The sequence below is a fragment of the Nitratireductor sp. genome (assembly GCF_017794765.1).
In the GTDB taxonomy this organism is placed as follows: domain Bacteria; phylum Pseudomonadota; class Alphaproteobacteria; order Rhizobiales; family Rhizobiaceae; genus Nitratireductor.
This window is the reverse complement of the sequence record NZ_CP051236.1, coordinates 1,467,491-1,493,904: the sequence shown is the minus strand read 5'-3', so window position 1 is coordinate 1,493,904 and position 26,414 is coordinate 1,467,491. Positions and strand designations below refer to the sequence as shown.

General features: G+C 61.6%; 25 protein-coding genes. 11 read left to right on the top strand and 14 right to left on the bottom strand.

All coding sequences use genetic code 11. From position 1 onward, the window contains the following. Positions 1–2 precede the first annotated feature (2 nt). A complete protein-coding gene (locus HF949_RS07085) occupies positions 3–1,571 on the bottom strand; it encodes a pseudouridine synthase (RefSeq protein ID WP_292899375.1) in 1,569 nt (522 codons plus the stop codon). A gap of 267 nt (positions 1,572–1,838) precedes the next feature. Between HF949_RS07085 and HF949_RS07080 the strand changes: the two genes are divergently transcribed. Further along, positions 1,839–2,300 carry a nucleoside deaminase gene (locus HF949_RS07080; protein WP_292899373.1) on the top strand — a complete coding sequence of 154 codons (462 nt, stop codon included), beginning with the start codon at positions 1,839–1,841 and terminating at the stop codon, positions 2,298–2,300. Between the two features lie 39 nt (positions 2,301–2,339). Here HF949_RS07080 and HF949_RS07075 read toward each other — a convergent pair whose 3' ends face one another. The 4 genes from HF949_RS07075 to HF949_RS07060 form a co-directional block, all read right to left on the bottom strand. Continuing rightward, on the bottom strand, positions 2,340–3,008 hold the full coding sequence (locus tag HF949_RS07075; RefSeq protein WP_292899371.1) for a hypothetical protein: 669 nt from the start codon (positions 3,006–3,008) through the stop codon (positions 2,340–2,342). A gap of 199 nt (positions 3,009–3,207) precedes the next feature. Further along, the gene (gene ileS, locus HF949_RS07070) at positions 3,208–6,114 is read right to left on the bottom strand and encodes an isoleucine--tRNA ligase (protein WP_292899369.1); all 2,907 of its coding nucleotides are present in this window, start codon (positions 6,112–6,114) and stop codon (positions 3,208–3,210) included. A 228-nt stretch (positions 6,115–6,342) separates the two neighbouring features. After that, positions 6,343–7,302, bottom strand: coding sequence for a bifunctional riboflavin kinase/FAD synthetase (locus HF949_RS07065; RefSeq protein ID WP_292900051.1), 960 nt, complete (start codon positions 7,300–7,302; stop codon positions 6,343–6,345). 48 nt (positions 7,303–7,350) lie between these two features. Continuing rightward, positions 7,351–8,211 (bottom strand): TIGR01459 family HAD-type hydrolase, encoded by an 861-nt coding sequence (locus HF949_RS07060; RefSeq protein WP_292899367.1) that lies wholly within the window; start codon positions 8,209–8,211, stop codon positions 7,351–7,353. A 232-nt stretch (positions 8,212–8,443) separates the two neighbouring features. On the opposite strand from HF949_RS07060, the gene HF949_RS07055 reads away from it, so the two are divergent. The 4 genes from HF949_RS07055 to hisG all read left to right on the top strand — a co-directional run bounded on the left by HF949_RS07055 (position 8,444) and on the right by hisG (position 13,757). Next, positions 8,444–10,372, top strand: a complete 1,929-nt coding sequence (locus tag HF949_RS07055; RefSeq protein WP_292899365.1) for a pilus assembly protein TadG-related protein — start codon at positions 8,444–8,446, stop codon at positions 10,370–10,372. 108 nt (positions 10,373–10,480) lie between these two features. Beyond that, entirely contained in the window at positions 10,481–11,953 is a 1,473-nt protein-coding gene (gene hisS / locus HF949_RS07050) for a histidine--tRNA ligase (protein ID WP_292899363.1), read from the top strand. Further along, positions 11,950–13,068, top strand: coding sequence for an ATP phosphoribosyltransferase regulatory subunit (locus tag HF949_RS07045; RefSeq protein ID WP_292899361.1), 1,119 nt, complete (start codon positions 11,950–11,952; stop codon positions 13,066–13,068). Before hisS ends, HF949_RS07045 begins: the two co-directional genes overlap by 4 nt. After that, complete coding sequence (gene hisG, locus HF949_RS07040; protein ID WP_292899359.1) at positions 13,065–13,757, top strand: ATP phosphoribosyltransferase; 693 nt, start codon at positions 13,065–13,067, stop codon at positions 13,755–13,757. Before HF949_RS07045 ends, hisG begins: the two co-directional genes overlap by 4 nt. Positions 13,758–13,824: 67 nt before the next feature. Here the strand turns inward: hisG and HF949_RS07035 are convergent, their stop codons facing one another. Genes HF949_RS07035 through HF949_RS07025 form a run of 3 tightly spaced genes read right to left on the bottom strand, consistent with a single transcriptional unit; the run spans position 13,825 to position 16,704 of the window. Then, on the bottom strand, positions 13,825–15,060 hold the full coding sequence (locus HF949_RS07035) for an MFS transporter (protein WP_292899357.1): 1,236 nt from the start codon (positions 15,058–15,060) through the stop codon (positions 13,825–13,827). A 2-nt stretch (positions 15,061–15,062) separates the two neighbouring features. Next, positions 15,063–15,377, bottom strand: coding sequence for an ArsR/SmtB family transcription factor (locus HF949_RS07030; RefSeq protein ID WP_292899354.1), 315 nt, complete (start codon positions 15,375–15,377; stop codon positions 15,063–15,065). A 58-nt stretch (positions 15,378–15,435) separates the two neighbouring features. Then, entirely contained in the window at positions 15,436–16,704 is a 1,269-nt protein-coding gene (locus HF949_RS07025; RefSeq protein ID WP_292899352.1) for a DNA recombination protein RmuC, read from the bottom strand. 98 nt (positions 16,705–16,802) lie between these two features. Here HF949_RS07025 and def point away from each other — a divergent pair, with 98 nt between their 5' ends. The 4 genes from def (at position 16,803) to truA (ending at position 19,639) form a co-directional block, all read left to right on the top strand. Beyond that, positions 16,803–17,333: a peptide deformylase gene (def, locus tag HF949_RS07020; RefSeq protein ID WP_292899350.1), complete on the top strand. Its 531-nt coding sequence runs from the start codon at positions 16,803–16,805 to the stop codon at positions 17,331–17,333. A gap of 124 nt (positions 17,334–17,457) precedes the next feature. Continuing rightward, complete coding sequence (gene fmt, locus HF949_RS07015) at positions 17,458–18,393, top strand: methionyl-tRNA formyltransferase (protein WP_292899348.1); 936 nt, start codon at positions 17,458–17,460, stop codon at positions 18,391–18,393. Further along, the gene (locus HF949_RS07010) at positions 18,390–18,893 is read left to right on the top strand and encodes a GNAT family N-acetyltransferase (RefSeq protein WP_292899346.1); all 504 of its coding nucleotides are present in this window, start codon (positions 18,390–18,392) and stop codon (positions 18,891–18,893) included. Before fmt ends, HF949_RS07010 begins: the two co-directional genes overlap by 4 nt. 2 nt (positions 18,894–18,895) lie before the next feature. Next, the gene (truA, locus tag HF949_RS07005) at positions 18,896–19,639 is read left to right on the top strand and encodes a tRNA pseudouridine(38-40) synthase TruA (protein WP_292899344.1); all 744 of its coding nucleotides are present in this window, start codon (positions 18,896–18,898) and stop codon (positions 19,637–19,639) included. 40 nt (positions 19,640–19,679) lie between these two features. Here truA and HF949_RS07000 read toward each other — a convergent pair whose 3' ends face one another. From HF949_RS07000 to dapD, 4 genes are read right to left on the bottom strand one after another with little or no spacing between them, the layout of a single operon-like run. Further along, positions 19,680–20,273, bottom strand: coding sequence for a transporter (locus HF949_RS07000; protein ID WP_292899342.1), 594 nt, complete (start codon positions 20,271–20,273; stop codon positions 19,680–19,682). A gap of 2 nt (positions 20,274–20,275) precedes the next feature. Continuing rightward, on the bottom strand, positions 20,276–21,463 hold the full coding sequence (gene dapE / locus HF949_RS06995) for a succinyl-diaminopimelate desuccinylase (RefSeq protein WP_292899340.1): 1,188 nt from the start codon (positions 21,461–21,463) through the stop codon (positions 20,276–20,278). 47 nt (positions 21,464–21,510) lie between these two features. Beyond that, positions 21,511–21,882, bottom strand: coding sequence for a DUF805 domain-containing protein (locus tag HF949_RS06990; RefSeq protein ID WP_229447817.1), 372 nt, complete (start codon positions 21,880–21,882; stop codon positions 21,511–21,513). A gap of 19 nt (positions 21,883–21,901) precedes the next feature. Next, on the bottom strand, positions 21,902–22,756 hold the full coding sequence (dapD, locus tag HF949_RS06985) for a 2,3,4,5-tetrahydropyridine-2,6-dicarboxylate N-succinyltransferase (protein WP_292899337.1): 855 nt from the start codon (positions 22,754–22,756) through the stop codon (positions 21,902–21,904). A 144-nt stretch (positions 22,757–22,900) separates the two neighbouring features. On the opposite strand from dapD, the gene HF949_RS06980 reads away from it, so the two are divergent. Together HF949_RS06980 and HF949_RS06975 are read left to right on the top strand one after the other, a co-directional pair. Beyond that, positions 22,901–23,740, top strand: a complete 840-nt coding sequence (locus HF949_RS06980) for an LOG family protein (RefSeq protein WP_292900049.1) — start codon at positions 22,901–22,903, stop codon at positions 23,738–23,740. 506 nt (positions 23,741–24,246) lie between these two features. Then, positions 24,247–24,765 (top strand): copper chaperone PCu(A)C, encoded by a 519-nt coding sequence (locus HF949_RS06975; RefSeq protein ID WP_292899335.1) that lies wholly within the window; start codon positions 24,247–24,249, stop codon positions 24,763–24,765. 20 nt (positions 24,766–24,785) lie between these two features. On the opposite strand, the gene HF949_RS06970 is transcribed toward HF949_RS06975, so the two are convergent. Both HF949_RS06970 and HF949_RS06965 read right to left on the bottom strand, forming a co-directional pair. Beyond that, complete coding sequence (locus HF949_RS06970; RefSeq protein ID WP_292899333.1) at positions 24,786–25,688, bottom strand: DUF817 domain-containing protein; 903 nt, start codon at positions 25,686–25,688, stop codon at positions 24,786–24,788. 5 nt (positions 25,689–25,693) lie between these two features. After that, positions 25,694–26,395 carry a pyrimidine 5'-nucleotidase gene (locus HF949_RS06965; protein ID WP_292899331.1) on the bottom strand — a complete coding sequence of 234 codons (702 nt, stop codon included), beginning with the start codon at positions 26,393–26,395 and terminating at the stop codon, positions 25,694–25,696. Between the last annotated feature and the right edge of the window lie 19 nt (positions 26,396–26,414).

Here is a 26,414-nt window from a genome sequence, read left to right as displayed (position 1 = left end):
GGTCAGCCTTCCCCGCCCGGCTTGCCGGGTTTTCGGCCACCGGGGCGGCTTTTGCCGGGGCGCGACGCGCCGCCCGGCTTGCCCGAAAAGCGGCCCGCAGGTTTTCCCGAAGGCTTGCCCCCGGGTTTGCCGAAACTCTTGCCTGCTCCCGGTTTGCCCCCCGGCTTTCCAGCAGGTTTCCCACTCGGCCTGCCGCTCTTCGAGAAACGAGGCTTGTCACCGGAAGCCGGGCGATCGTCGCGTGAACGGAAAGGTCTTTTCTCGCGCGCATCGGCCTCAGGCTTGTCCCCTTTTGAAAAACGCGGTCTGTTGTCACCACGCTCGCCGCGCTCTGGACGATCCCGGTCAAAAGGCTTGTCGCCGCGCGGACGAAACGGCTTGTCACCCCGTGTCTGTGCTCCGCCTTCCCGGCGCGGTTTGCGCGCTGTCTGCGAACGCTCATCCGTCTCCGTTTCGGCAGCGACCTGCTTGCGTTTTCCCTGTGGGCGGGCGCCGGGCGCCATCCAGACATGGCTGCCACGATTCTGGCGGGGCCCACGATCGTCTTCACGGCGACCGGGCCGCGTCGTCTGGAGACGGTCGCGCGCGGCCTCACGCTTTTCCTCTCGGTCGCGCTTGCGGTTCTTGACAAAGGTCTTGCCACCCTCGCGCTCGCGGCCGCCCTGTTTTTCGGCAGCCTCACCTTCACGCGGCTTGCGTTCTGCACGGACCGGTTTGTTGGAAAACGGGTTCACGATAGGCGCATCAAAATTGGCGCCCGCCTTTTCGATCAGGCGCTCGCCAAGCTGATCACGCAGGGTGCGGCCCTTGACCTCCTGCACCTCGCCCTCCCCCAGCGTCCCAAGTTGAAAGGGCCCGTAGGAGATGCGGATCAGGCGGGTAACCTCAAGGCCCAGCGCCCCGAGCACATTCTTGACCTCGCGGTTCTTGCCTTCGCGCAGACCGAGTGTCAGCCAGGCATTGCTCCCCTGCTCCCGGTCGAGTGTGGCTTCGATAGCACCGTAGAAGACCCCATCGACAGCGATGCCATCCTTGAGGCTTTCGAGCGCCGTCGCATCGACCTTGCCGTGGACACGCACCCGATAACGGCGCAACCAGCCGGTTTCCGGCAGTTCCAGCGCGCGTGCCAGCCCGCCATCATTGGTCAGGACGATGAGACCTTCCGTGTTGATGTCGAGACGCCCCACCGTAATCAGGCGCGGCAAACCTTCCGGCAAAACGTCGAAGATGGTCTTGCGTCCTTCCGGGTCACGGTTTGTGGTAACCACACCACCGGGCTTGTGGAAGAGAAAGAGCCGCGTGCGCTCAACCGCAGGCAGCGGCTCTCCGTCGACCAGTATCCGGTCGGAGGCGCTCACATTGAAGGCCGGAGAAACCAGCACCTTGCCGTTGACGCTGACGCGACCTGCCTCGATCATTGCTTCGGCATCGCGGCGCGAGGCAACACCTGCGCGCGCCAGGCGCTTGGCAATGCGCTCGCCACCCGCCTTGTCAGCCTCCTTCGGGGACGCATCCTTCCCCTTGCCCGGCTTCGTTTCCCGCTTGATGTCGTTGGGTCGGTCTTTGGTCATGATGGCCTTTTGCCCTGGGATTCCGCGTTGCGCCCCGTGCGCCGGAACCACTCCAGTGTTTTAAATCAGAGATCGGACTGCAGGAAAGTCGATTCCGAAGTCGCACCCGATGCTATAGAGGCGACTAAAGCATTTTGCAGTCAGGTGGAATCACCTGCATACGCAGAAATGCGGAAAAGACATGATTGATCGTCCATTATGCGGCCTTCCGGACGCATGGCGTTCTAGGTATCAATTCGCATCGCCAGTTGCGAGCAAAAAAGTGTGATGAGACCGACGAAAGCGAACTACACGAGCTTCATGGATGAAGCACTCGAAGAAGCGCGTCTTGCCGCAGCCCGCGGCGAGGTGCCGGTCGGTGCGGTGATCGTGCATGAAGGAAAGGTGATCGCGCGCGCCGGCAACCGCACCCGGGAATGCAACGACCCGACGGCGCATGCGGAAATCGTGGCGATCCGGGAGGCTTGCGCACGTCTGGATTCGGAGCGTCTTGTCGGTGCTGATCTCTATGTCACGCTCGAACCATGCGCCATGTGCGCCGCGGCGATCTCATTCGCGCGTATCCGCCGGCTCTATTTTGGCGCCGGCGATGAGAAAGGTGGCGCGGTGACCAACGGTGCCCGCTTCTACACGCAACGCACGTGCCATCATGCCCCGGATGTCTACCCGGGCATAGGCGAAGCAGAGGCGGCTGTGCTGTTGAAGGACTTTTTCAGACTGCAGCGTTAAAAAAGCGGGCAACGGGCCCGCTTTTCACGTCAAACCCTATCAGGAACCCCAAGGCCACAGGCGGCGCAGATCGAAACCGCCGCCGTCTTTCTGAGCTGCGCGCTTCGCCGCCCGCGCCTTCTTGGCCTCGTCCTCGCCGAGTTCACCCGTGGGAGCTGTCTCGGCGGGCTGGCGATAGGTAACCGGCGGCTCGCTAAGATACCGGCGCGTGGTCGGGCTGCCCTGTGTGCTGGCCGCACGGCGCTTGAAGTATTCTTCACGCTGCTTCTTGGCCATTTCCGGGTTCACAAAGCCATCTTCACCGCGAGCATTCACGCCGATATCGCGCTCAACGGGGGATCTGTAGAACGGATTGTTCTGGTTTTCGGTCGCTTCCGCGCGGATCCGCGCAAGGCGCTCTTCCGGCGATTCGGGCCAGGCCGGGTTTCCAGCGGCGGCAACATCTTCCTGCGGTGGCGGCAGAACCTCGCGTGAAGAAGGCATGACAATGCCCGCGCGCGGCTTGTATTCAACGCGGGGCTTGTCCTTCGGACCAAGCGACAAAACGCCGGTAACATCTTCCAGAAGCTGCTGATCTGCGGTTTTGCCGGTTCCGTAGGTCGGCGCACCAACGCACCCGGACAAAAGAACGGCCGAGAGGCACAATGTGCCCGAAGCCGCAACCATGCGCACGGAACGACGCGATGTTGTGGTACCCGTTCTATTCACTGCTACCTCTCTCCCAGAATGCGGCTGAAACGGGTGCTGCATTCTGCTTATCGTCCCGCTGTCCAGGACCTCGGGAAACTCACATCACGCTGTCGCGCACGAATCCGGCGACAACGTGGCATCCTTAACCTGGCGGCATTTGTAGCGAAGGAGGCGACGGGAAGCAATCGGCAGTGCCGAAGCTTCCCTCACCCGCCAATCACAATCGGCCGAGCGCCCTGAGTTCACGCAGGGCAGCCGCATCGCGTGCCGACACATCCGGAAACTCGGGATCGGAGCCCACATCATCCGTATAGCGCCATGAACGCGCGCACTTCTCGCCCGTGGCGCGGGCAAAGACAACGCCGACGCCCGGCACCTCATCGAGTGTGAAGGCACTAGCCGGCGGCGCCTCGTGGCGGATATCGATGCCGGAGGTGATGCAGATTTCGGCCATGTCGCGGTCGGCGATCGCCTTCTGCAGCCCGTCATCGTTCACATAAACCACCGGAGCGGCCTCAAGCGAGGAGCCGATGGTCTTTTCCTTGCGCTCAATCTCCAGCGCGCCGGTGACGACGCGGCGCACCTGCCGGATTTTCCGCCATTTCTCGGCGAGCTCCGCATCGCGCCATTCCTGTGGCACGGCGGGGAATTGCTCCAGGTGCACCGAACGCGCATCGGGATGACGCTCAAGCCATGCCTCTTCCATGGTGAAAGGCAGCATGGGTGCGAGCCATGTCACCACGCAGTCGAACAGGGTTCGTACCACCTGGAGCGATGCCTTGCGGCGCGTGCTCGAAGGCGCATCACAATAAAGCGCGTCCTTGCGAACATCGAAATAAAATGCGGAGAGTTCGACCACCATGAAATCGAGCAGCGAGCGGATGATGCGCTTGAAGTCGAAATTGTCATAACCCTTGCGCACCAGCTCATCGAGCTCGGCCAGACGGTGGAGCATGAGGCGCTCCAGCTCCGGCATGTCGGCCAGCGGCACGGTTTCACCCGTGTCATGCGCCAGCGTGCCGAGCATCCAGCGGATGGTGTTTCTGAGCTTGCGATAGGCATCGACATTGGTCTGGATGATCGCCTTGCCGAGCCGCTGGTCTTCCCAGTAATCGGTGGTGGCGACCCACAGGCGCAGAATGTCGGCCCCCGACTGGTTCATGATATCCTGCGGAAAGGTCTGGTTGCCGAGCGATTTCGACATCTTGCGACCGTCTTCCGCCATGGTGAAACCATGGGTGATCACGGTGTCGTAAGGCGCCCTGCCCCGCGTCGCGCAGCTTTCCAGAAGCGAGGAGTGGAACCAGCCGCGATGCTGGTCGGAGCCTTCGAGATAGACATCGGCGGGCCACTTCAGGTCTGGCCGGTCTTCCAGCGTAAAGGTGTGGGTGGAGCCGGAATCGAACCACACATCGAGAATGTCCATGACCTGCTGCCACGGCTCGCCAGCGCGCTCGCCCAGAAAACGCTCGCGCGCGCCTTCGGCAAACCATGCATCCGCGCCCTCGGCCTCAAAAGCTTCCAGGATCCGCTGGTTGACCGCCTCGTCCTGCAGCACATTGCCGTCTTCATCGGCAAAGACGCAGATCGGCACGCCCCAGGCCCGCTGGCGCGAGAGCACCCAGTCGGGCCGATCGGCGATCATGGCGCGCAGGCGCGACTGACCGGCCGCCGGCACGAAGCGGGTCTCGTCAATGGCCTTAAGCGCACGCGAACGCAGCGTTGAAGCGTCGCCAAGGTCCTTGTCCATATAGACGAACCATTGCGGCGTGTTGCGGAAGATGACCGGCTTTTTCGACCGCCAAGAATGCGGATAGGAGTGCTTCAGGCGGCCACGCGCGAAAAGCATGTCGCGCGCGATGAGCGCCTCGATGACGGCCTTGTTGGCGTCGCCCTTTTTGCCCTTGTCGTCGATGACGCGTGCGGCCCCGCCCTCGCGGTCGGGACCGAAACCTGGCGCGTCCTTGGTGAAGTAGCCGGCATCGTCCACGGTGAAGGGGATGGCCGGATCGATGCCGCGTGCCGCAAGATCGCGGGCTGCATCCATCCAGGCATCAAAGTCCTCGCGACCGTGGCCGGGGGCGGTGTGGACGAAGCCCGTACCGGCATCGTCGGTCACGTGATCGCCGGCGAGAAGCGGCACGGTGAAATCATACCCGCCGCCGAGGCCCTTGAGGGGGTGTGCGCAGGTGATGGCACCGAGTTCATCGGCTGAAACATCGCGCAGGCGCTTGTGTTCAAGCTTCGCCTTGGCGAAAGACTCTCCCGCCAGCGCATCAGCGAAAATCAGCTTTTCGCCTGCCTGAGGACCAAAATCGTTCTCCGCCGCCGTGACCTCGTAGAGGCCATACGAGATGCGCGGCGAATAGGCGATGGCGCGGTTGCCGGGGATTGTCCATGGCGTGGTCGTCCAGATCACAACAAAGGCATCAGAGAGTTCGCCTTCCACCACCGGAAACTTCACCCAGATCATGTCGCTTTCGACATCCTGGTATTCCACTTCCGCCTCGGCGAGTGCCGTGCGCTCCACCACGCTCCACATCACCGGCTTGGAGCCGCGGTAGAGCTGGCCGGACATGGCGAACTTCAAAAGCTCGCCGGCGATCCGCGCCTCGGCGTGGAAGTTCATCGTCGTGTAGGGGTTCTTGAAGTCGCCCTCGATACCCAGCCGCAAAAACTCTTCCGACTGAACCCTGATCCAGTGGCTGGCGAACTCGCGGCATTCCTGGCGGAATTCGTTGACCGGAACCTCGTCCTTATTCTTGCCCCTGGCGCGGTACTGTTCCTCGATCTTCCATTCAATGGGCAGGCCGTGGCAGTCCCAGCCCGGCACGTAATTGGCATCATAGCCGCGCATCTGGAAGGAGCGCGTGATGATGTCCTTCAAAACCTTGTTCAGCGCGTGTCCGATATGGATGTTGCCATTGGCATAGGGCGGACCGTCATGGAGCACGAATTTTTCGCGCCCCGCCGCGTCCTCGCGCAGCAGGCGGTAAAGATCCATCTCCTGCCAGCGGGCGACGATCTCGGGCTCTTTCTTCGGCAGTCCCGCGCGCATGGGAAACTCGGTCTGCGGCAGGTTGAGGGTCTTGGAATAGTCGATCTTTTCGGACGTATCGGTCATGTTCTCGCCGTGAGATGGGCAAAGCCTGCGATGGCCCTGCCATAGCCATTATCGGAATTCGGAAAAAGCGCGTGTGACGCGCGGCAACAACCCGGACCTTCCGCAGCACTCAGGCCGCACGGAAGGCCGGGCCAATAATTCGTATGGCAATCGGTATGAAACCGGCGCGTGTCATCATGGGAACGGCTTTTAGCCGACGCTGCGACAAGAATAAAGAGGCGATTGGCCTCACGCGGCCAGCCCGTCGAACGCAAGCGTCAGATCGAGGGCGGACATGGGTTTCACTTCGGCCAGCAGGGCGCGGGCTTCTGCCTCGTCGCTCTTCATCTGGGCAACGAGTGCTTCGAGCCCGTCGAATTTCTCCTCGCCGCGCAGAAAGGAAAACAGCGAGACCGAACAGACCTCCCCATAGAGATCACCGTCAAAATCAAACAGGAAGGTTTCCAGAAGCGGCGCGCCCTCTTCCGTCACGGTCGGGCGGCGGCCAAAACTCGCCACGCCGTTGTAGAGCCTGCCATCGGCCCGACGAAAACGCACGGCGTAGATACCGTGGCTGAGGCCGGTTTCAGGTGGCAACGCCATATTGGCTGTCGGGAAACCCAGCGTGCGGCCGAGCTTCTGGCCACCGGTCACCTCGGCCTCTACCGTATAGCGATAGCCCAAAAGGCCCGTGGCCTCCGCCACATCGCCCTTGCCCAGAAGTCCGCGAATGCGGCTTGAGGAAATCACCGCCCCGCCCTCATCGGCATAGGCGTCCACCACGGTCACGCCAAAACCGTGTTCCCGTCCGGCCGCCTTGAGAAGCTCGGGCGTGCCACCGCGGTTCTTTCCGAAATGAAAGTCGAAACCCGTCACCACATGGGTGATGCCAAGCCCCTCGACCAGAACGGACTGCACGAAGTCCTGCGGCGAGAGACCGAAGAATGCGCGGTCGAACTGCTGCTCGACAACCGCATCGAAGCCAAGCGCCCCAAGAAGCGCTGCCTTCATGGGGGCCGGCGTGAGGCGAAAAAGCGGGACATCCGGCCGGAAGACCTGACGCGGATGCGGTTCGAAGGTGAGCACGAGAGCGGGAACGTTGTCGCGCCGGGCAATCTCAAGTGCCGGCTCCAGCACGGACTGGTGGCCGCGATGCACGCCATCAAAATTGCCGATGGCCACCACACCGCCGCGAAGCGGGGCGGGCATTTCGATCAGATCTGCAATGCGCTTGATCGGTCCGGCCACGCGCGCACCCTATCTGAGACGCGGAATGGCCGCCACGGGATTGTGGCCATGGGTTTTGAGAAACGCCGCAAGTCGGTCAGGCTCCGGCCCTTCGCCATTGCCATATTCGCGCGCGTGAATGCCGTCGGTCACGAACAGGACATCGATGCCATACTGGTCGGCGCCTTTCACGTCGGTCAGCACGCCATCGCCGATGGCGAGCGCCTTTTCGCGCGCCAGTTCGCTTCCCATGATCTCGGCGGCCGCCTCGAACGCTGCCTCATAGATCGGGCGGTGCGGCTTGCCGGCAATCAGCGTGCGCCCGCCAAGAAGCCCGTAATCGCGCGCCAGCGCACCGGCGCACCAGATGTGACGGTCGCCACGCTCGACGATGATGTCGGGGTTGGCGCAGATAAACGGCAGGTCGCGCATTCTGAGGCGCTGCAGCATCTCCGCATAATCTTCCGGCGTCTCGTTTTCATCGTCGAACAGGCCGGTGCAGACGACGCCCGAGGCTTCGAAATCCTCCACCAGATCCACGTCGATCCCGTCGAAAATCGCCTGATCCCGATCAGGCCCGATATGGAAGAGACGCCGTGGTGCGGTGCGGATCAGGTCGCGTGTCACATCGCCGGAGGTCACGACACGATCCCATGCATCGCCGGGAACTCCCAATGCCCCGAGTTGCTCTTCCACGCCCTGATGCGGGCGTGGGGAGTTGGTGATGAGAACAACCGCCTTGCCGGCAGCCCGCGCCCGTGAAAGGGCGGCGCAGGCCTCGGGGAAAACGGTGACACCGTTGTGAACCACGCCCCACACATCGCAAAGGACGGCGTCGTAAGAACCGGTGAGGCGGTCGAGCGTATCGATGATCTGCGGAGCTTGAGGCATGGGGGACAGGTTGTCTCGGATATTTGAAGTGCGGTGAGAAGGGCTCAGGCCCGGAATTATCGGATGCTGGCTTTCCTGTCACCCGGTTTTATCACCCCGGTCAAAGTGCAGGGCATTTGAGACAAGGGGTTAACCTCATGAGAACCAAGAAAGCATCCGCGATCGCACCGGTTACGACCGGTTAAGCACTTCAGGGGGATTTTGGACCAGTACCTTTAGTGGGGTGGCACAGATGTTCAGGAAATTCGCGCATGACCGTCGCGGCAATTTTGCCATGATGACGGCGCTCGTCATGGCGCCGATCATGGGGGTTGCCGCCCTCGTGGTGGACTACAGCCAGATTTCCCGACAGCGGCAGATGACGCTGAATGCGCTCGATGCCGCAGGCATCGCCACTGCCCGTTACCTCACCCAGGGAGCGAGCGACGAAGAAGCCAAGGCCTACGCGAAGGATTTCTTCGAGGCCAATCTCGGCAACGTAAAACCCGAGAACACGAAACTGCTCATCACACTGCCCAATCAGAACACCGGTGGCGGCACACTGAAGCTTGAGGCGGAGCTGAAATATGCGCCGATATTCTATCCGGTGTTTCAGAAGCTGCGAAAAGAAGCCATCGATGAGGAAACGAAGATCGACTTCCGCGCTCAGAGCGAAATTCGCCTCAAGAACACGCTGGAAGTGGCACTCGTGCTCGATAATTCCGGATCGATGGACTACACGTCGACCGGATCGTTCGAGAAGCGTCTGACAATCCTGAAGAAGGCCGCGAAGGAACTGGTGAAGACCATCGCCGCCGAGGGCGCGCAGATGAAACAGATCCAGAAGCCCGTGCAGTTCGGCGTCGTGCCGTTCGCGGCATCCGTGAATGTGGGCCCGGACAACGCCAGTGCAAGCTGGATGGACACGGACGGCGTGTCGCCCGTTCATCATGAGAATTTCGACTGGTCGACGATGAAGGCGGCCGATCCGAACAAGCGCGTCGAACAGTCAGGCGGCGTCTATTACAAGCGTGGCAGCGGCTGGGGAGACGAGGAAGGCCAGAAGGTCACCCGTTTTACGCTCTACGACCAGATGAAGCGCATTTCAGGCACTACGTCTGAATGGAACTATGAATGCACCCGCTATCGAAACAACGGCTCCTGCCGGAGCTGGGGATGGGTTGAGACAAAAACCACGACATATGACCGCTTTACCAATTGGGCCGGTTGCGTGGAAATGCGCCCCTATCCGCTGAACATCAATGACGATGCGCCCGACAGCAGCAATCCGAAGAGCCTTTTCGTCCCGATGTTCGCACCGGATGAAACGGACCAGACCGATTCAAGCTGGCGTCCGGCCAACAACAACTGGTGGGACGATTTTACCAGCGGCTCGACCTCCGCCGCCTATGACCAGGCCTATATGCCGAAATATTTCACCCCCTATGAAACAGGCAGCATGGGCATCAACGAGGGCCCGAATGCGAGTTGCAGCACCAAGCCGGTCACCCCGTTGACCGATGTTGGCAAAACCGAAGGTCTGAACAAGATCAATGCCGCCATCGACGATATGGATGCCGGTGGCGCAACCAATGTAACCGAAGGTCTTGCCTGGGGTTGGCGGGTGGTTTCCGGCCGCGCACCTTTCACCGAGGGCCGACCTGACAATGAGAAGGGCAACGACAAGGTGGTCATCGTCCTGACCGACGGCGCGAACACCTATTACACGCCCACCAGCATCACCGCCCAAAGCTATTCGGGCACCTACTACCGCTCGGGTGGCAACGACCTTGCCGGCAACAAGTCGATCTATTCCAATTATGGCTATGTGAGAAATCGCGCCGGTGAAAGCCGCCTTTTCAAGGGCGCTACCGGTGTCAGCGAATACAACTACTCCAACAGCAACTACTCGGCGGCAATGACCAGTCATATGAGCGCCATCTGTGAGAATGCGAAGAGCGACAACATCATCGTGATGACGGTCGCGCTCGATCTCGACAGCCGCGATTCCACCGAGAAGAAGCAGATCGATGCCCTGAAGGCCTGCTCTTCCGACTCGCGCACGCGCAAGGACGGAAACGGCAAGCCGGTGAAACTCTTCTGGAACGCCACCGGCGGCGATCTGGACGACGCCTTCAAGGCCATTGGCGACGAGCTTTCCAACCTTCGTATCGTCGGCTGACGCCGGGGGGCTTCCCGCTTCGGCCTTGCCGCTTCGACCATGATCGGCTAGGACAGCCGCGCCCCCTTTCGGGGCGCGGTTTTCTTCTTTTCACGGACGGATTTCGACATGGCTAAAAAGGCTGACAAGACCCGGGCGAGGCTCCCACGCGGCTTTGTCGACCGCCATGCAGGCGACATTCGCGCCGTGGACGAGATGTGCGCAAAGATCCGCGAGGTCTATGAGCGCTATGGTTTCGACCCGGTCGAGACGCCCATTTTCGAATATACCGACGCGCTCGGCAAATTCCTGCCCGATCAGGACCGGCCGAACGAGGGCGTGTTCTCCGTTCAGGACGATGATGAGCAGTGGCTCTCGCTACGCTACGACCTGACCGCCCCGCTGGCGCGTCACGTGGCCGAGAACTTTAACGATATCCAGCTTCCCTACCGCACCTACCGGGCGGGCTATGTGTTCCGCAACGAGAAGCCGGGACCGGGCCGTTTCCGCCAGTTCATGCAGTTCGACGCCGACACGGTGGGGGCGCCGGGCGTGGCCGCCGATGCCGAGATGTGCATGATGATGGCCGATGTCATGGAAGCGCTGGGCATTGCCCGCGGCGACTATGTGATCCGCGTCAACAACCGCAAGGTGCTCGACGGCGTGATGGAGGCCATCGGCGTCACTGACGAGGCGCAGAAGCTCACCGTCCTGCGCGCCATCGACAAGCTGGACAAGTTTGGCCCTGAAGGCGTGAAGCTCCTTCTGGGCGAAGGCCGCTGGGACGGCGGCAAGGAAGGCGAAGGCGATTTTACTAAGGGTGCGGGGCTGGGTGAAGCGAATGCCCAGATCGTTCTCGACTATGTCGATGGCAAGACTGACCAGCTCGACAATGAGACCTTTCAGGCCGGTGTTTCAGAACTCGCGCAAATCGAAAACCTCTGCCGAGCGGCCGGCTACGATGAGGCTCGCATCCTCATCGACCCCTCCGTCGTGCGTGGCCTTGAATACTACACCGGCCCCGTTTTCGAGGCCGAGCTGACCGCCGAAATCCCCAATGAGAAGGGCGAGATCGTGCGCTTTGGCTCCGTTGGCGGTGGCGGGCGGTATGACGGGCTCGTCTCGCGCTTCCGTGGCCAGCCGGTTCCGGCAACGGGCTTTTCCATCGGCGTGTCGCGTCTGGCGACCGCGCTCAAGAATCTCGGCAAGCTCGGTCAGGATCCCGTCCTGCCGCCGGTCCTCGTCACCGTCATGGACGGCGACACCGAGGCAATGGCGAAATACCAGCAGTTCACGCAGGCGCTGCGCACCGCCGGCATTCGCGCCGAGATGTATCAGGGCAACTGGAAGAAGTTCGGCAACCAGCTCAAATACGCCGACCGTCGCGGTTCGCCGCTTGCCATCATCCAGGGTGCGGACGAGCGCGCCAATGGCGAGGTGCAGATCAAGGATCTGATCGAGGGCAAGAAGCTGTCCGCCGAGATCGAAAGCAATGAGGAATGGCGCGAGGCCCGCGTGGCGCAGCTGACCGTCAGCGAAGGCGAACTCGTCGAGACAGTGCGCAGGATGCTTGCAGCACAGGCCGAAGCATCCAAGTCATGACCCTGCGCACACCCGATTTTGCCGACGACATCTTCGCGCTCTTTGCCGAACGCGAGGCGGTGCTGACCGACATCGCCATCATCCAGCCCGCCGATCCGTTTCTGGACATGGCGGGTGAGGATCTGCGCCGCCGCATCTTCCTGACGGAGAGCGAGACCGGCGCCAATCTCTGCCTCAGACCCGAGTTCACGATTCCCGTCTGCCGCGACCATATCGACAAGCGCGCGGCGACCCCGCAGCGCTACGCGTATCTGGGCGAGGTTTTCCGTCAGCAGCGCGAGGGCGGAGCCGAGTTCTTTCAGGCGGGCATCGAGGATCTTGGTGCGAGCGACCGCGCCGGCGCGGATGCGCGCTCGCTGGCCGATGCACATGCGCTTTTGACGCGTGTTCTGCCGGGCCACGCGCTATCCGTCACGCTGGGCGATCAGGCCGTGTTCGAGGCGGTGCTTTCGGCCCTTGGCCTGCCACGCGGCTGGCAGATGCGCCTGACCCGCGCTTTCGGCTCGCAAAAGCTTCTGCAGGCAGCCCTCGACGATCTGGCCAACCCGCAGACCGCTTCCAATCTGCCACGCGCCGTTGCCGGTCTTGTGGCGCGTGGCGACGAGGCCGCCCTTGCCGAACATGTCAGCGTGGTCATGGAAGAGACAGGCCTTTCACCCACAGCCGGACGCACGCCGCAGGAGATTTCCCGGCGGCTCATCGAGAAGGCGGAACTGCGCAGTGTGCGTTTGACGGATGAGGCAATGAGCGCGCTGAAGGCATTCGTCGCCATGCGCACACCATTGGCCGAGGCCGGCGAGCGGCTTTCTGCTTTCGCCGCCGACAACGGGCTGATCCTCGATGATGCGGTCGAAACCTTCGCCGCCCGCGCTGAGCGGATTTCTGACGAGGGCCTGCCGCTTGAGGCGCTAACCTATGATGCCGGCTTCGGCCGTCCGCTCGATTATTACACCGGGTTCGTGTTCGAGATCGCCTCTCCCACAGGCACGGTGTTGGCTGGCGGTGGGCGCTATGACCGGCTTCTGACCCTTCTGGGTGCGGAGACGCCCATTCCCGGCGTCGGCTTTTCCATCTGGCTCGATCGCGTTGCGGCACTCAGGGAGACGGCGGCATGAGCATCACCCTCGCCCTGCCCTCCAAGGGTCGCCTCAAGGAAAACGCTCTGGCACAGCTCGAAAAGGCCGGTCTGACCGTGCATCTGCCGGAGAACGACCGCCGCTATCGCGCGAGGCTTGAAGGCGTGGACGGTGTCGAGATCGCCTTTCTCTCGGCCTCCGAAATTGCGCGCGAACTGGAGCGCGGTACGGTCGATCTCGGCGTGACCGGCGAGGACCTGGTGCGCGAGACCATTCCCGACTGGGAACGCAGGGTGGAAATTGCCGCGAGGCTCGGCTTTGGCCGCGCCGATGTGGTGGTCGCAGTTCCGGAGGTCTGGTTCGACGTTTCGACCATGGCCGATCTCGACGATGTTGCCGCCGACTTTCGACACCGGCACGGACGCCGGCTCAGGATCGCCACGAAATACTGGCGGCTGACCCAGCAGTTCTTCTCCCAGAAGCACGGCATTCAGGTCTACCGGATCGTGGAAAGCCTCGGCGCGACCGAAGGCGCTCCGGCGGCCGGATCGGCCGACGTGATCGTCGACATCACCTCGACCGGATCGACGCTTGAGGCGAACCATCTGAAGGTACTTGACGACGGTGTAATCCTGCGATCCGAGGCTTGTCTCGTGACCGCGTTCGGGGACCGGCCGGCGGCGGATGCGGAAGCACTTGAAGCGCTGAAGGCACGGTTTTCAGGCTGAGTTGTTTTTTCGGAATTTCAGGGCGAATTCCGAAAAAACCTGCCAAACGAAGCGGAATTCTCCGGTTTCAGACCGTTTTCGGGAATTTCGGCCGCGCCATGAATGACGCGGTCCAGAACGCACCGACCATGACCAGTGTGGCAGCGAAGGCGAGCATCAGATAGAGGTCGTAGCCGCCACTTGCCGCCCAGAGAGCGGCAACGCCCAGCGGCGCAATCGCCTCCACCATTCGGGACGGGGTTATGAGCGCGCCGTTGATCGCGCCATAGGCCTCGCGGCTCAGCATTTCCGGCACGGCCAGCCCGCGCACGATTGTCATCATGCCATTGGCAGCGCCATAGCAGGCGGCAATGGCAGCAATCACGAGCATATGTGGCGGCGCGAAAGCGTAGCCGATGAGGACCAGCGGAAATACGCCCACCATGATCGCGCCGATCCGGCGCACGGGGGCTTTCGGAGTGAAGGTCCAGATGGCGATACGGCCCGCAACCTGCGCCGGACCGATGACGGCGACGATGCTGACGACTTCACCGGCGCTCAATCCACGTTCGAGGAGAAGCGGGTAAAGGTGAAAGCTCAGGCTTGAGAAAACGCCGGCATAAAGCACGAGAAAAAGCACCAGCGCCCAGAAGACCGGCTGGCGAAAGGCCCAGGAAACGGCAGCGCGACCGGCAAGTTCGGGCGTTCCGGTGTCCCTTGCCGGCTCTTTCGGCCGGTCTTTTGTGGGGTCGATCACCGCGAAATAGAGGCTGGCGCAGACAAAGGCGTTGATGGCGCCGAGCACCATCAGCGCGCCGCGCCAGTCAAGCGTGTCGATAAGCCATTGAACCAAAGGCACAAATACGGTGCTGGCGAAGCCACCCCACAGTGTGAGCGCGGTGATTGCTCGCCGCGCCTCCAGTGCACCGACCCGGCGGGCGAGCACAGCGAAGGCCGGTTCATAGAGTGTTGCCGCCTGTAGCGCTCCAAGCAGCGGGACAACCACATAGAACATGGCGACACTGTCGATCTGCGACCATAGAAGATAAAGCAGCCCGGCCATGAGCGACGCGCCACTCATGACCCATCGGCCCTGCCCCCGGTCGATCGCTGCACCAACCGGATAGGCAGCGAGTGCAGCCAGAACCAGACCCGCCGTGGCTCCCCCGTAAAGAAGCGGCTTTGACCAGCCGAGATCAAGGCGCATTGCTTCTGCGATGAGCGGGAAACTGTAGAAAACCGAGCCCCAGGAGCAGATCTGGGCAATGCCGAGCGCCGTGATCATGCGCCGGTAACCAGGTTCAGCGGTCAACGCCTGCACCATGATCAGTGCTCTCCCCGGGTTGAACTGGTGGTGCTGTCGGCACAGCACTCATCGGCCAGATACCCGATCAAGGCATGCATGGCAGGGTAATGCGCGCGGCAGATCAGCGTGGTGCCGCGCCGTTCACGCGTGATCAACCCGGTCTCCAGAAGCTTCTTGCAATGATGCGAAAGCGTGGAGGCCGGCATGGACAAGCGCTCCTGAAGCGCACCGACGGGCATGCCTTCACCACCCGCGCGCACCAGCATGCGGTAGATGCGGAGGCGAATGGCATTGCCCAGCGCTTCAAGCTGGCTGGAGGCTGTCTCATGTTCCATCTGCAGGCGTCTACGCGTGCACTCAGAGACGGTCAATACTATTTCGAAAATATTCGAACTATTCGTCAACCACGCGCAGCCGCAACTGGCCGGATCCCGGTCCGCCCTCGTCGTTCGGCTTCTTGGGAGCGAGGCGGTTGTCACTTCCACCGGACTTCTCGGTCTCGCCCGCGCCCAGCTCCAGCGCCTCGATCTTAGCCCCGCGCTTGGTGACCTTGTCGGTCGAGGTGAGGATCATGTCGATGTCCTTGTTCGCCTGCATAAAATGGGTTTGCAGCTTGCGAACCCGGTCATCGAGCCGGCCGACATCCTCCATGAGACGCACCACTTCGGCCTGGATCAAATGTGCCTGCTCGCGCATGCGCGCATCCTTCAGAACGGCCTGAATGACCTGAATCGAAAGCATCAGGAGCGAAGGCGAAACAATCACCACCCGTGCCCGGTGCGCCCTTTGGACAAGGTTTTCGAAATTCTCGTGGATTTCGGCGAAAATCGATTCCGACGGCACGAACATGAAGGCCGTGTCCTGCGTCTCGCCGGTCAGGAGATACTTTTCCGAGATCGCCTTGATATGCACCTCCACATCCCGGCGAAACGCCGATTCGGCGGCTTTTCGGGCTTCGGGCGAACCGCCCTCGCCTTCGGATGCCGCACGGATGGCATTCCATGCCTCCAGCGGGAATTTGGCATCGATCACCAGTGATGGCGCATCATTGGGCATCTTGACGATACAGTCGGGCCGGCTGCCATTGGAAAGCGTCGCCTGGAATTCATAGGCCGTGTGCGGCAGACCGTCGGCAATGATCGCCTCCATACGCGACTGGCCAAAGGCGCCGCGCGTCTGCTTGTTGGAGAGGATCTGCTGAAGCTGGACCACCTGGCCGGCGAGCGACTGAATGTTGTTCTGTGCCGTGTCGATGACCGCCAGCCGCTCCTGCAGCTTTGCGAGATTTTCATGGGTCGACTTGGTCTGCTCGGTGATGGACTGGCCAAGCCGCGAACTCATGCCATCGAGCCGCTCTGAAAGGGCCTTGGTCAATTCCGCCTGCCTGCTGCCGAAGACTTCGGCAATCGAGCCCATACGCCCCTGAAGCTCGGCCTGTGCCCGGGTGAGCTCGGCCATGCGTGCCTCCGCCTCGCGGGCGTGCTGGGCGGCCTCTGCCGCCGCCACCGCGCGGGCGCGCGCCGCGCGCCACAGCCCGGTAACAAGCGCGATCATCAGCGCAAAAAGCAGGAAACCGCCGGCAAGCAGGAGCTGGCCAAGCGTAAACGTGCTGGCCCCGAACTGCGCCACGGGCGTGGCAAAAATATCGGACATCTCATTCATGGCCGGCACTCTAGACGATTCGTGATACCATCATAAGACCAAAACGTGAACAAGTGTTCTGTATTGACGTTCTCACAGGCAGGGCTTACCTGAACGCCATGACGATTAGACCGCTAGTTCTTCTTCCCGACCCGATCCTGCGTGAAACCTCCAAGCCGGTCGAGCGCTTTGATGATCAATTGCGCACATTTGCCAACGACATGCTGGCAACCATGTATGACGCGCCAGGCATCGGCCTTGCCGCCATCCAGGTGGGTGAACCATTGCGCATGCTGGTGATCGATGTTTCGGAAAAGGACGAAGAGCCTGCACCCATGGTGGTGATCAATCCCGAGATCGTCGCGAGCACCGATGCGCGCAACGTGCACGAGGAAGGCTGCCTTTCCATCCCTGACTACTATGCGGAGGTGGAACGTCCTGCCGGTGTGACCGTCAATTATTTCGATCTCGACGGAAAGCAACAGAGCGTCGAGGCCAACGGTCTGCTCGCCACCTGCCTTCAGCACGAGATCGACCACCTGAATGGTGTTTTGTTCATCGATTATCTGTCGAAGCTCAAGCGCGACATGGTGGTGCGCAAGTTCAGGAAGCTTGCCAAGGATCGCCCGCCAGCGCGCATGGTCGGCTAACCCACTCCCGCCAGGTGAGGCAATTGGCCCAGCAGGGCTTGACCGGAAGTGGATAAATCCGCTTCAAGCACCGCAAGAGCGCGGGTGCGCTCGTTTGACTGACTGGACGCATCGGACACGCGGCATGGCACTTCGTCTCATCTTCATGGGCACTCCGGATTTCTCCGTTGCCACCCTTCAGGCGCTGGCTGAGGCCGGGCACGAGATCGTCGCCGTCTACTCGCAGCCGCCGCGACCTGCCGGACGGCGTGGACTGGAACTCACCAAATCGCCCGTTCATCAGGCCGCAGAAGCGCTCGGCATCGAGGTTCGAACCCCGAAATCGCTCAAGGCTGAGGACGAGCAGGCCGCATTTTCTGCACTCGATGCGGATGCCGCCATCGTGGTGGCCTACGGGCTTCTTCTACCCAAACCCATTCTGGACGGAACGCGGCTCGGCTGTTTCAACGGACACGCCTCGCTTCTCCCCCGCTGGCGGGGTGCTGCCCCCATCCAGCGTGCGATCATGGCCGGCGATACCGAGACCGGCATGATGGTGATGAAAATGGACGAAGGCCTCGACACCGGTCCCGTTGCCATGACAACGCGCGTGGCCATCACCTCCGATATGACCGGGGGCGAACTGCATGATGTTCTGAAGGATGCGGGTGCTTCCCTTATGGTCGAAGCCATGGACGCGCTCGAAAAGGGAACATTGACGCTGACACCGCAACCCGACGAGGGCGCGACCTATGCCAAAAAGATCCTGAAGGACGAAACCCGCGCCGACTGGACCCGCCCGGCACGCGCGGTGCACGATCACATTCGCGGGCTTTCGCCCTTTCCCGGTGCATGGTGCGAGATGACCTTCGGCGGCAAGCCCGAGCGCGTCAAACTTTTGCGTGCGGAGATCGGCAAGAGCGAAGGCGCGCCGGGTGAAGTGCTGGATGAACAGCTGACGATCGCCTGCGGCGATGGCGCAGTGCGACTGACCAGCGTGCAACGCGCCGGCGGCAAACCGATGCAGGCCCAGGATTTCCTGCGCGGTGTCAATCTGGAAAAAGGAACCGTACTTCCATGAGCGCAATGAACATTCGTATCGAAACCATTGCCGACCGCGACGCGGTTCATGCCCTGCTATGCACCGCCTTTGATGGCGATGGCGAGGCGGGTCTCGTTCAGTCGTTGCATGCTGATGGCGACGTGGTTCTCTCGCTCGTGGCTGAAACTGAAGGCGTGGTGTGCGGTCATGTGCTCTTCTCGCGCCTTCATGTCGTGAACGGCGACACCCGCTTTCCCGCCGTGGCACTCGCCCCGCTTGCCGTTTCGCCCACCCACCAGCGACAGGGTATCGCTGCGCGGCTTGTCGAGGAGGCCCATCGGCGTTTGATCACCACCGGCGAAACGCTGTCTGTTGTTCTGGGCGAGCCTGCTTATTATGGCCGTTTCGGCTATCGGCATGAAGATGCCGCAAAGTTCGAGAGCGCGTATCAGTGCGAGGCACTGCAGGCGGTGCGCTGGGGTGATGACGCACCCAGCACAGGAAAACTCGTTTATGCTTCAGCCTTTGGCGGGCTCTGACCATGGCGCGCTTCCGCATCGACATCGAGTATGATGGCGGACCCTATTTCGGCTGGCAGCGGCAGGCCAAACACCATTCGGTGCAGGCGGCAATTGAGAATGCCATTGCCGCCTTTTCCGGTGAAGAGGTAACGCTTTTCGGTGCCGGACGCACCGATACAGGTGTTCATGCGCTGGCGCAGGTGGCGCATTTCAACCTTTCGCGCGACTGGACAGCGCGCACCGTGCAGAACGCAATCAACGCGCATCTTGCAATGGCCGAGGAAACGGTTGCGGTGATCGAGGCCGCGCAGGTGCCAGATGATTTCGACGCCCGGTTTTCCGCCAGGGCGCGGCACTATCTCTACCGCATTCACAACCGCCGCCCACCATTGACCGTTGACCGCGCCCATGCCTGGCATGTGGCGGCACCGCTCGATGCAGAGGCTATGCATGAGGCCGCGCAGCGGCTGGTTGGAACCCATGATTTCACCACGTTCCGCGCGGCCCAGTGCCAGGCGAAGAGCCCGATCAAGACGCTGGAAAAGCTGGAGGTGGCGCGCAACGGGGAATTCGTTGAAATCCGCGCCTCGGCCCGTTCCTTCCTGCACAATCAGGTGCGCTCCTTTGCCGGCACGCTGAAACGGGTGGGCGAAGGCGGCTGGAGCGCGGACGATGTGACCCGGGCGCTGGAGGCCCGCGACCGCAAGGCATGCGGCCCGGTTGCCCCGCCGCATGGGCTATACCTGACGCGCGTGGATTACTGAACGCCCGTGGGCTTGACTGCGAGCCGCTGCCAGCTTCGCCCTATCCGGCGCGTGTGAGCCCAAGCAATCCTTCAAAAGTGAACAGAACGGCAAGCGAGGCCGCGAACATGGCTGCGAAGACGGCTGTGGCGACAGCCGGTCCTTTGCCGATGGCGACGTTTGTGAGCCGCCAGGAGAGAACCATCGTTGCAAGGAAGATCAGGAAGGTGACAAGATTTGCAAGATCCGCGGCCTCGGGGAAAAGCAGCCGCATGAGCATGGCCGGGAGCGTGACCCAGGCGAACAGCGCCGACGCCCAGTTGTTTGCCACCACGTAATGCACAAACCGGTCGGCAATGCCGGCCGGGCGCGCGGCAAGCGCCAGGATGGCATAGGGCACGATCCAGGTGGCGAGATCCGTCATCATCAAGCGTGTGAACAGCGAGAAGCGGGAGGCGAAAATCTCAACGCCAGCCAGCTCGTTAGAGATCGCAGCCCACCCAACGACCATTGGCGGAAAGGCAACAAGGATGGCGAAGAACGAGTTCCAGAAGCCGTCTGCCGACAGATCGAGCAGGCGCAGGCCTTCGGAGCGCCCCATCATCATGCGCCAGACACCGGCAAGATACTGCTGGATCTCGGCGAATGAGGGCATCGTCAGGCAAACCAGTCTTCAAGGAAGCGCAGATAGATCTGCGTCAGGGTTTCGAGGTCGGACAGTGCCACCCGTTCATCGACCATGTGCATGGTCTGGCCGACAAGACCAAACTCCACGACGGGGCAATAATCCTTGATGAAGCGTGCATCGGACGTGCCGCCGGAGGTGGAGAGTTGTGGACGCGACCCGACCACGGACTCGATCGAAACCGACAGGGTCTCGATCAGTTTTTCGTCCCGCGTCAGGAAAACGGGGCTCGGGCGGCCAAGCCAGTCGATGTCGAATTCGACCGGCTGTTCAGCGCCCCTGCGCAGACGGTTTTCCGCTGCGGCACGGTCGAGACGGTTGTGGATTTCGGCCTGCAGGCTTTCAACGCTCCACGTGTCATTGAAGCGGATGTTGAAGACCGCCGTGGCCCTGGCCGGGATGACGTTGGTGGCTGTGTTGCCCACATCGACCGTGGTGACTTCCAGATTGCTTGGCTGAAAATCCGCCGTGCCTTCATCGAAAGGCGTCTCAAGCAGCGCTTCAAGCAGCTGCATGAGGCCCGGCACCGGATTGTCTGCCCGGTGCGGATAGGCGACGTGCCCCTGACGGCCATTGACGGTGATGCGACCGGTGAGCGAACCACGCCGGCCGATCTTGATCATGTCGCCGAGCCGGTCCGGATTTGTGGGTTCGCCGACAATCGAGGCGTCCCATTTTTCGCCACGCTCCGCGGCCCATTCGAGAAGCTTGACCGTGCCGTTAAGCGCCGGGCCTTCCTCGTCGCCGGTGATGAGGAAGGAAACGGAGCCTTTCGGCTTGCCGTGGGCTTCCACATAGCGCGCGAGTGCGGCAACGAAACAGGCGATGCCGCCCTTCATGTCCACGGCGCCCCGGCCATACATCTGGCCATCTGCAATGGCGGCGGCAAAGGGCGGATGTCTCCAGGCGCTCTCATCGCCCGGCGGCACGACATCGGTATGACCGGCAAACATGAGATGCGGGCCCTCGCCCGCGAGCTTGCCATAGAGATTTTCGATGTCGGGCGTGCCTTCTTCGGAGAAGACCGGGCGTTCGACGGTGCAGTCGAGCGCTTTCAACATGCCCTGAAGCACGGAAAGCGCCTGACCTTCCACCGGTGTGACGGAAGGGCAGCGAATGAGTTCGGCAAGGTTTGCGGCGGGATCGGTCGGCAGTGTCATGCGCAAGGGATAATCCAACAGGACGTGCCTGTCACGCGGCAAACCTTCTATTGCTTCGGCGCGTTTGTCCGATCGCCATATTCGTTTGCGCCCGCATCGCCCGGATAGAGGCACAGCACGATGAAGGCGAGGATCGACACCATCGGGATAAAGAGCGCGACAGCAAAAATGCCGGGCTTGCCGAAATCATGCAGACGCTTGACGCCGAGCGCCACCGAGGAAAAGACCGAAACGAAGAAGAGGCCCCAGAAAAGCAGCGCCCACATGCCGCTGGCGCCGCTGCCTTCCGGCGCCAGGGTGAAACGATAGAGCGCGAAGGCCTGCAGGACAGCCAGAAGCATGCCCGCCAGGAAAAAGGCGGCGCGGCTCACCCTTCCGGAAAAGCCGAAAAACAGCCAGGCTATCTGTCCCTTGGGCATTGCGCTTCTCCGCCGCTCGTCAGTCGCGCAGGAGTTCGTTGATCGACGTCTTGGAGCGGGTCTTCTCATCGACGCGCTTGACGATCACGGCGCAGTAGAGGCTCGGGCCCCAGTTCTCGCCCGGTACGTTTTTACCAGGCATGGTACCGGCGACGACCACCGAGTAGGGCGGAACTTCGCCGTAGAAGATCTCGCCCGTGGCGCGGTCGACGATCTTGGTGGATTTTCCGATATAGACGCCCATGCCCAGCACCGAGCCTTCGCGCACGATGCAGCCTTCAACCACTTCGGAGCGCGCGCCGATGAAGCAGTGGTCCTCGATGATGGTGGGGCCGGCCTGCATGGGCTCCAGAACGCCGCCGATGCCGACACCGCCGGAAAGATGCACATTCCTGCCGATCTGGGCGCAGGAGCCGACGGTGGCCCAGGTGTCGACCATGGTGCCCTCGCCCACATAGGCGCCCAGATTAACGAAGGACGGCATCAGCACGACGCCGGGCGCGACATAGGCCGAGTGACGCACAACGGCGTTTGGCACGGCGCGGAAGCCGGCCTTCTCGAACTCGTTTGCGCTCCAGCCATCGAATTTCGACGCCACCTTGTCCCACCAGACGGCATCACCCGGTCCGCCCTTGATGACCTGCATCGGGTTCAGGCGGAAAGAAAGAAGCACAGCCTTCTTCAGCCACTGGTTTACTTTCCAGGAGCCATCTGCCTGACGCTCGGCAACCCGCGCCTTGCCACTGTCGAGCAGGTGCAGCGCGGCTTCCACCGCGTCGCGAATCTCGCCGCGTGTGTCGGTCGAAACGCCGTCGCGCTCGTCGAATGCCTTTTCGATTGTTGTTTCCAGCGCGGCGACATCGATACTCGTCATGCTTGCGGCTCCATTGAACAAGCTGTTAAAGGCTCAGCCATAGTTTGGGAAAATGACCCAGGTCGGCGCGGAAACTATGCGAAGCGTCACTGGGGGTCAATCTCGGGATCGCGCGGGGACGCGCCAAAGGACGGATAAATGACGATGGATTCGAAAGACGAGAACGGCTGGACGCCTCTACCGCATTCCGATGAGGATCTGCGCCGTTCGCGGCAAGTGCCCGACACACCGCAAACACGCGCGGAAACCTATCGTCTTGCCTGGGACGACGAAGACTTCATGACGCGGCGCGAATTGCGCCCGGTGCGCCTGCAACTGGAACTTCTGAAGCCGGAAATGGTGCTTGCCGAGCGCGGCATTCGCTCCACCGTAATCCTTTTCGGCGGCGCGCGCCTGCCCGAGCCCGGAGGAGAGGCCTGGGCGGCCAAGAACGAGACGCAGAAAAAGAACCTCGAAAAGAACAGCCGCTACTATCAGGAAGCCCGCAATTTCGCGCGGCTTTGCTCGGAAGAATCGGCCAAATCCTATTACCGCGAATATGTGGTGGTGACAGGCGGTGGACCGGGCGTGATGGAAGCCGGCAATCGTGGTGCTGCCGATTGCGGCGCGCCCTCCATCGGCCTCAACATCGTGTTGCCGCATGAGCAGGCGCCAAACCTTTATGTGACGCCGGAGCTCTGCTTCAACTTCCACTACTTTGCCATCCGCAAGATGCACTTCATGATGCGGGCGAAGGCGGTTGCCGTGTTCCCCGGTGGCTTCGGCACGATGGACGAACTGTTCGAAACCCTGACGCTTATTCAGACCGGGCGCATGGAGCGGGTACCGGTGGTTCTGTTTGGCAAGGAGTTCTGGGAAGGTGCGATCGATCTGGCCTTCCTGGCCGAACAGGGTACGATTTCTCCCGGTGATGACGAACTGATCACCTTTGTCGACACGGCAGAAGAAGCCTGGGCCAAGATCGCCGAGTTCTACGAGCTCTGAGCTCCCATGCCGCAGCCGGCGGTACTGGCGGCACGGCCAGCAATCGGCTAGGCATTCGTGGATGACGCAATGGCCGGGTAACAAAAGCTGGTTTGAGAGCCTGCGCCGCGATGCAAAGCTTTTCGCGGCGGTTGGCATTATCTCGCTGCTAATGGGGCTGCTGCAGCCGCTGGCCCTGGCTGCGACTGCACCGGTCTCCCATGGCTTCGTCATTTGTACGACCTACGGGATCGGCACGGCATCCGATGACAGTCGCGAGCATCCGCGCGCGTCTCAATGCCCGCTATGTGTAAGTGGCCATGCGTGCGGCTACCAATTTTCATCGGCCTCACCGCAAATCGCAGTGCTGGCCCTGCCCATATGGCACGGAAGCGACGCCATTGCCCCCTGTTGGGGCAACCGCGTTTCCACCMCCCCCGCCAGCGCGACAGCACACGCCATTCGCGCTCCCCCTGCCCTTGTCTGATCTTTCCAAGCCCGGGTTTCCGGTAGTTCAAAGCTCAGTCATGAAAGGCAGAACCATGCGCTCAAACATTCTCCTCGCGGCGGTTGCCGCATTCCCCCTGCTTGCCTCGGCCATCGCAGCGCCGGCCATGGACCATCAGACCGGCCACGTCGTCGAGGCCGGCGACCTGAAGATCGCTGACGCCAGGGTGCGGGCCATGCTACCCGGTCAGCCTTCAGGCGGCGGTTATATGGTGATCGAAAATACCGGCGCAGGCGATGACCGGCTCCTGTCGCTGACCTCCCCACGCGCAGGCAAGGTAGAGGTGCACAGTATGGAAATGAACAATGACGTGATGGTCATGCGTCCTGTCAAAGGAGGCCTGACGATACCTGCCGGCGAGACGGTGACGCTGGAGCCTGGCGGCCTCCACGTGATGTTCATGCAGGTGGAGAAGGGTTTTCAGGAGGGCGAGTCCATACCGCTGACGCTGCAATTCGAAAAAGCGGGAACGATCGATCTGGAGCTTATGGCAGGCCCGGCTCGCGGCAAGACGTCCGGTACGGGTCATAGCCACTGACACCTGGAGGTGGTTTCACCTCAAAGGGCAGCGTCGGCCTGACCGGCGCTTGGCCGACCATCCAGCAACCGGCATTCTTCCGGTGTTCGCGGACGATGAACCACCGACACCAGAACGAAGGAAATGATCATCAGGAGATACCACGCGCCCAGTTTGGAAATGGAAACCGGCGTCCATCCACCGGACTGATCCGGGTAGATCCAGGCACGGGACCAGGTGCCGATGTTCTCTGCAAACCAGATAAACAGCGCCACCAGCAGAAACCCAAGCAACAACGGCATTCTGTGGCGAAACCGGAACACGCGGTAGTGCACCGTGGTGCGTGCGAAAAGCAGCGCCGTGGCTGCAAAGAGACCATAACGCATATCGACCGTGTAGTGATGGGCGAAAAAGTTCACATAGATCGCTGCAGCGAGCACCAATGTCATCCAGAAAGCCGGATATCGGGTATAGCGCATGTCGAAAATCCGGCTGATGCGCGCGAGGTAGGATCCCACGGCGGCATACATGAAACCCGAGAAGAGCGGCACTGCGGCGACGCGAAAGACGCTCTCTTCCGGATAGATCCACGAGCCAGCTGAGGTTTTGAAGACCTCCATCACCGTGCCGACCACGTGAAAAATAAGGATGACCTTCGCTTCAGACGGTTGCTCAAGACCGCCGGCCAGCATGAGCACCTGTATGGCAAGCGCTGCAAGAAACAGGAAATCGTAGCGTGCCAGGACGGCATTCTGCGGCCACAGATAATGTGTTGCAATGATCAGCGCGAGCAGCAACCCGCCAAAAAGGCAGGCCCATGCCTGCTTCAATCCGAATACGGCGAACTCAACCAGCGCGCCAGCCGGGCCCTGTGCAGGCAACCTGTCGAGAACGCGATGCGCAACGGAGTCGATGCGCGCTTCAAAAGATGTAAAACGCCGCATTGGCGTCAGGCCTTCATCGCCGTTTCGAGAAACTCCGCGAGGTTATCGGTGACGAAGTCGACATCGTCTTCCTCGTTGGGGTCCTGCTCCCATATCTCGGTAAAAGTCGGCTCGAAATTGTTGGGCACGACCAGAACCGTGGTCATGCCCAGCCTCTTCGGCACGGCCAGATTGCGCGCCAGATCCTCGAACATGACAGCGTTTTCGCCCGCCACCCGATGCAAGGCGACAAACTTGTCATAGGTGGCGGCAGCCGGTTTCGGGAGAAGCCCGGCGGCAACGATGTCGAAAATGTCGTCAAAATGGTCGAGAACGCCGAGCTGCCGCGCCGCACGTTCCGCGTGGCCGCGATCACCATTGGTGAAGATGAACTTGCGGCCCGGCAAAGCGCGAATGGCAGCGCCAAGCCTCGGATCGGGGTCGAGCCACGAATAGTCGATGTCATGCACCTTCTCGAGGAACTCGTCGGGGTCGATGTCGTAACGCTTCATCAGACCATTGAGCGTCGTACCGTGCTCCCGGTAGAGGTCTTTCTGGAGCGTCCGTGCTTTGTCTGGCTCCATCTGGAGAAGTTCGGACACGTAAGCCGTCATCTTCACATCGATCTGCGAAAACAGATTGCTATGATGCGGATAAAGCGTGTTGTCGAGATCAAACACCCAGTCGGTGACATGGGCGAAACGATTGGGAGCGGGTCGGTTTGTCATGCTTCCGTTATGCCAGAGC

Bases quoted from the DNA above. Each gene is read 5' to 3' on its own strand.
- HF949_RS07085 (WP_292899375.1), bottom strand. From the start codon at position 1,571: ATGACCAAAGACCGACCCAACGACATCAAGCGGGAAACGAAGCCGGGC.
- HF949_RS07080 (WP_292899373.1), top strand. From the start codon at position 1,839: ATGAGACCGACGAAAGCGAACTACACGAGCTTCATGGATGAAGCACTC.
- ileS (WP_292899369.1), bottom strand. From the start codon at position 6,114: ATGACCGATACGTCCGAAAAGATCGACTATTCCAAGACCCTCAACCTG.
- HF949_RS07065 (WP_292900051.1), bottom strand. From the start codon at position 7,302: ATGCCCGCCCCGCTTCGCGGCGGTGTGGTGGCCATCGGCAATTTTGAT.
- HF949_RS07060 (WP_292899367.1), bottom strand. From the start codon at position 8,211: ATGCCTCAAGCTCCGCAGATCATCGATACGCTCGACCGCCTCACCGGT.
- HF949_RS07055 (WP_292899365.1), top strand. From the start codon at position 8,444: ATGTTCAGGAAATTCGCGCATGACCGTCGCGGCAATTTTGCCATGATG.
- hisS (WP_292899363.1), top strand. From the start codon at position 10,481: ATGGCTAAAAAGGCTGACAAGACCCGGGCGAGGCTCCCACGCGGCTTT.
- HF949_RS07045 (WP_292899361.1), top strand. From the start codon at position 11,950: ATGACCCTGCGCACACCCGATTTTGCCGACGACATCTTCGCGCTCTTT.
- hisG (WP_292899359.1), top strand. From the start codon at position 13,065: ATGAGCATCACCCTCGCCCTGCCCTCCAAGGGTCGCCTCAAGGAAAAC.
- HF949_RS07035 (WP_292899357.1), bottom strand. From the start codon at position 15,060: ATGGTGCAGGCGTTGACCGCTGAACCTGGTTACCGGCGCATGATCACG.
- HF949_RS07030 (WP_292899354.1), bottom strand. From the start codon at position 15,377: ATGGAACATGAGACAGCCTCCAGCCAGCTTGAAGCGCTGGGCAATGCC.
- HF949_RS07025 (WP_292899352.1), bottom strand. From the start codon at position 16,704: ATGAATGAGATGTCCGATATTTTTGCCACGCCCGTGGCGCAGTTCGGG.
- def (WP_292899350.1), top strand. From the start codon at position 16,803: ATGACGATTAGACCGCTAGTTCTTCTTCCCGACCCGATCCTGCGTGAA.
- fmt (WP_292899348.1), top strand. From the start codon at position 17,458: ATGGCACTTCGTCTCATCTTCATGGGCACTCCGGATTTCTCCGTTGCC.
- HF949_RS07010 (WP_292899346.1), top strand. From the start codon at position 18,390: ATGAGCGCAATGAACATTCGTATCGAAACCATTGCCGACCGCGACGCG.
- truA (WP_292899344.1), top strand. From the start codon at position 18,896: ATGGCGCGCTTCCGCATCGACATCGAGTATGATGGCGGACCCTATTTC.
- HF949_RS07000 (WP_292899342.1), bottom strand. From the start codon at position 20,273: ATGCCCTCATTCGCCGAGATCCAGCAGTATCTTGCCGGTGTCTGGCGC.
- dapE (WP_292899340.1), bottom strand. From the start codon at position 21,463: ATGACACTGCCGACCGATCCCGCCGCAAACCTTGCCGAACTCATTCGC.
- HF949_RS06990 (WP_229447817.1), bottom strand. From the start codon at position 21,882: ATGCCCAAGGGACAGATAGCCTGGCTGTTTTTCGGCTTTTCCGGAAGG.
- dapD (WP_292899337.1), bottom strand. From the start codon at position 22,756: ATGACGAGTATCGATGTCGCCGCGCTGGAAACAACAATCGAAAAGGCA.
- HF949_RS06980 (WP_292900049.1), top strand. From the start codon at position 22,901: ATGGATTCGAAAGACGAGAACGGCTGGACGCCTCTACCGCATTCCGAT.
- HF949_RS06975 (WP_292899335.1), top strand. From the start codon at position 24,247: ATGAAAGGCAGAACCATGCGCTCAAACATTCTCCTCGCGGCGGTTGCC.
- HF949_RS06970 (WP_292899333.1), bottom strand. From the start codon at position 25,688: ATGCGGCGTTTTACATCTTTTGAAGCGCGCATCGACTCCGTTGCGCAT.
- HF949_RS06965 (WP_292899331.1), bottom strand. From the start codon at position 26,395: ATGACAAACCGACCCGCTCCCAATCGTTTCGCCCATGTCACCGACTGG.